Consider the following 4,152-nt stretch of genomic DNA (forward strand, 5'->3'; position numbering starts at 1 on the left):
CATAGCTAAATATATGTTTGGTTGGTCTTATCAATATAATATCCTTAGTGCAGTTTAGTTAATAGTTATTATATTATATGCTAAATAAACCTAACTCTAATATGTAGTTAACCCATAGATATATGGTTCATCAATATATACGCTAGTCTCAAAAGAGATCAAAAGAATACTCCCAACTTCCTCTATAGATACTATAATAACCATTAGTAGATAAGAGCTCTAACATCCTAATAAGACTGTCCTTCCCAAACAATATAACCATTCTGTTAGCTGTTAGCATGATTCAATAAACTACCTATATATACCGATCTCGAAGACTCTAGCTATATTGATTCTAAAGAGCTGTCTTCTATTGATACTTTTATAGGAAGTTCCTATTATATAACATAAACCAACCAATTCTAATTAACATATATTCAACACCAACGTTAACCCGAATTAGAACCGTATTAAACAATATAACTACCATATAGCTGTGTTTATATCAAACGTAACAAAGAGCTTCTATATATGTGCATATAATAAACCAATATAGAGTTAGTTATATAATATCAGATAGCCGTTACTTAATAGGATTATCTTAACCTACAATAGCTAATATACTAATGAACTTTAAACATAAAACAAATGTTATAGTTATTGGTTCAGGACCTGGAGGATATTCAGCTGCTTTTAGGTGTGCTGACTTAAACCTAAATACCATCTTAATAGAACAATACAACAATATTGGAGGAGTATGTTTGAATGTTGGTTGTGTTCCATCTAAAGCGTTATTACATTTAGTAAAGCTCATTAGTGAAATAAAGACTATAAAAAGCTATGGTTTATTATATAATAATGAAGAGCTAAATATCAACATAATACGAAGTTGGAAAGACAAGATTATTATTAAAGCTAATGGCTCTTTATATATGTTAGCTAAAGCTCGTAATATCAAGGTTATTAATGGATATAGCTATTTTGTTAACAATAAGCATATACAAGTTAATAATAATAAAAGCATTTCAGTAGTTAGGTTTGAAACCATAATTATAGCAGCTGGCTCAAAACATATACAGCTACCAACTATTAAACCTATATGCTATAAAAACATATGGACTTCTTCTGATGCTTTAAGTCTAACTATAATACCAAAAACATCTTTAGCTATAGGAGGTGGTATTATAGGTTTAGAGCTAGCAACAATATATGCATATTTAGGATCAGTAGTAACTATAATAGAATCTTTTAACCAGTTATTACCAGCTGTTGATAAAGATATAGTTAATGCTTTTATTCAAGAAGTCAACCCAAAAGCTAATATTATATTAACTACAAAAACAATAGCAATAAAAAGTAGAAGATATAAAACATATACAAAGCTATATAATAAAGATATATATACGGTTCTAAAAAGCTATGACATAATAATAACCGCAGTTGGACGTCTACCAAATATCAACATACTTAGCTTAGAAAAGACTAACGTTAAAACTATCAAAGGCTATATAAACGTCAATAAACAGCTACGTACTAACATATCGTATATTTATGGCATAGGTGACGTCATAGGTATTCCTATGCTAGCACATAAGGCTTCTAATGAAGCTCATATTGTTGCTGATGTTATTGCTGGGAAAAGAGTCTACTTTGAACCAAAGGCTATACCAACTATTATATATACTAATCCTGAACTAGCGTTAGTAGGCTATACAGAACGAAAAGCTATAGAACATAATATAAGCTATGAAGTTTCTATAGTTCCATGGTTAGCTTCTAGTAAAGCAATAATCTCCAACACTAGCTATGGAATAACAAAACTAATCTTTGATATAAAAACAAATAAGATAATAGGTGGTCTAATAGTTGGTTCAGAAGCTGGTGAGTTAATAGGAGAACTATCTTTAGCAATAGAAATGAGCTGTGATGCTGAAGATATAATATTAAGTATACATGCCCATCCTACATTATATGAAACAATAGCTATAGCTTCTCAACTATATACAGGCACTGTAACAGACTTATTAAACAATCCTAAAAAGCATTAACGAATACGATATATAAGAAGTCCTCTGTTTAATCCATAAGGAGTGATTTCAACAGTTACTCTATCTCCTGTTAAGATACGTATATAGGGTTTACGTAGGCTATGAACCATAACAACATGACCATTTGATAGTTCTACTCGAAAGCTAGCATTAGGTAAGGTTTCTAGTATAATGCCTTGTATTTCAATAGCTATATCTTTTATCATTAACAAACCCTTTTAAAGACTCCTAATAATAACTATAATAAGAACAGCCTAATCCTAACTATATATGCATATGTTATTAAGATATGTTTTAGTATCTAATGCAGCCATACAACCACTTCCAGCTGATGTTATTGCTTGTCGATAATAGCTATCAACAACATCTCCTGACGCAAAAACACCAAGAATAGAAGTAGCTGTTGAGTTATTAAAACCAGCTTTAACTTTAATATAGCCTTTATCTAATAATAGCTGTTCCTTAAAAGCACTTGTATTAGGAGAGTTTCCTATGGCAATAAAGACTCCATTAACAGAGATTCTTTTAAGGGTTTTATTGATAATGCTTTTTAGGACTATGTTAGTAACATATAGTTTATTACCTAATAGCTCTTCAGTGATATGGTTCAAATGTAATATAATAGCCTTAGATAAAACCTTAAGTAATACCTTTTTTATTGTTATCTCTTCTGCTTTAAAGTAGTTACGGCGATGTATTAGGTGTGTTTTATTAGCTATGTCTGATAAAAATAGACCTTCTTCTAAAGCAGAGTTTCCACCACCTATTACTGCTACGGTTTTGTTATGGTAAAAATAGCCATCACATATAGCACAGGTTGAAACACCTTTTCCTTTATATGCTTCTTCTGATTCTATGTTTAGATATTTAGGTGAAGAGCCAGTAGCAATAATTAATGAGTCACAATAGTAACCTTCATTACCTAATAAATAGAAAGGCTTTTCAAGTAGGTTAGTCTTAATAATATTATCGAATATCATCTTTACATTAAGTTTAAGTGCATGAGAGTGCATACGTTCCATTAAAAGCTGGCCAGTTAACCCTTCAGACTCACCAGGCCAGTTACCAATATTATTAGTGTTAATTAACTGACCACCTATCGAATTACCAGTTATTAAGATTGGGTTTAGGTTAGCTCTTGCTGCATATATTGCAGCTGTATATCCTGATGGACCTGTTCCTAAGATAACTAGCTTATAGTATTTTATATGCATATGTAGAATAACCTTTAAGACTAAGTTAAAGAATAATAACACAGCTTGGTCGATATAGCTTAGTAGGTTAGAGCAGCGCATTCGTAATGCGAAGATCATAGGTTCAATTCCTATTATCGACATATCAATAGGTAGTTATATTATGAAAGGACTATATATTGCTTTTATAGCCAAGTAATATGTTTTAACCCCAAGACCAATTAGAATGTTTGTAGATATGTCAGAGAAATAGGACTTATGACGAAAGCTTTCTCTAGCAGTTATATTAGATAAGTGTATTTCAATAAAAGACATATTCACAGCTAATATAGAATCTCTAATAGAAATGCTAGTATGTGTGTGTCCTGCTGGATTAATAATAAGAATATCTATATAGTTATAGGTTTGATGTACGTAGTCAGTTAACATATATTCTGAGTTAGATTGAAAGAACCCTAGCTCTAACCCAAATGGGAAACATAGTTCAGTTATGTCTGCTATAATAGAAGTTATATCTATAAGACCATATTTATCAGCCTCTCGAATGCCTAACATATTGATGTTTATGCCATTAAGTAATAGAATACGCATATGATGTAGAGGAGCTAGCTGTTAGGAGTGTTAGGTGCGTTAGATCCACTATGGGGAGGTGGTTATGGTTGTCTAGTAGAAGCTGTTCCCCTTTATGGATATCTTATGTCTAACTACTTCTAACTTGGTTCTACTAATGCATTAATATATGTAGCTTAGGTTAGTCATAAGCAGATACCCCAGTCAAGACCAACACATCATAACACAGAGGCAAAAGAGACTTCAGGATACTTCAGATGTTCTTATTGGTTAGGTTCGGACAACCATCAGGCTCTTTCCCCCCCTCTTTCTGTTAGCACATATTATTAGGACTTCTTGATATGCTTCCTTGCTGCTGTTAC

Annotated in this window: 4 protein-coding genes and 1 tRNA gene; 2 read left to right on the top strand and 3 right to left on the bottom strand. The window is 31.7% G+C overall.

From position 1 onward, the window contains the following. Positions 1–605 precede the first annotated feature (605 nt). Complete coding sequence (gene lpdA / locus TPPER_RS00260) at positions 606–2,027, top strand: dihydrolipoyl dehydrogenase (protein WP_099336796.1); 1,422 nt, start codon at positions 606–608, stop codon at positions 2,025–2,027. Here lpdA and infA read toward each other — a convergent pair. Then, entirely contained in the window at positions 2,024–2,233 is a 210-nt protein-coding gene (gene infA / locus TPPER_RS00265) for a translation initiation factor IF-1 (RefSeq protein ID WP_099336797.1), read from the bottom strand. The genes lpdA and infA overlap by 4 nt on opposite strands. A 54-nt stretch (positions 2,234–2,287) precedes the next feature. Then, complete coding sequence (gene trxB, locus TPPER_RS00270) at positions 2,288–3,241, bottom strand: thioredoxin-disulfide reductase (RefSeq protein WP_099336799.1); 954 nt, start codon at positions 3,239–3,241, stop codon at positions 2,288–2,290. 48 nt (positions 3,242–3,289) lie between these two features. Between trxB and TPPER_RS00275 the strand changes: the two genes are divergently transcribed. Continuing rightward, positions 3,290–3,363 (top strand) — tRNA-Thr (locus TPPER_RS00275). Between the two features lie 13 nt (positions 3,364–3,376). Here TPPER_RS00275 and TPPER_RS00280 read toward each other — a convergent pair. After that, positions 3,377–3,811, bottom strand: coding sequence for a type II 3-dehydroquinate dehydratase (locus tag TPPER_RS00280; RefSeq protein WP_099336798.1), 435 nt, complete (start codon positions 3,809–3,811; stop codon positions 3,377–3,379). Between the last annotated feature and the right edge of the window lie 341 nt (positions 3,812–4,152).

The sequence above is a fragment of the Candidatus Tremblayella phenacoccinincola genome, assembly GCF_002682985.1.
Classification (GTDB): Bacteria; Pseudomonadota; Gammaproteobacteria; order Burkholderiales; family Burkholderiaceae; genus Tremblaya; species Tremblaya phenacola_C.

Coding starts and splice junctions, on each gene's coding strand:
- lpdA (WP_099336796.1), top strand. CDS start 606: ATGAACTTTAAACATAAAACAAATGTTATAGTTATTGGTTCAGGACCT.
- infA (WP_099336797.1), bottom strand. CDS start 2,233: ATGATAAAAGATATAGCTATTGAAATACAAGGCATTATACTAGAAACC.
- trxB (WP_099336799.1), bottom strand. CDS start 3,241: ATGCATATAAAATACTATAAGCTAGTTATCTTAGGAACAGGTCCATCA.
- TPPER_RS00280 (WP_099336798.1), bottom strand. CDS start 3,811: ATGCGTATTCTATTACTTAATGGCATAAACATCAATATGTTAGGCATT.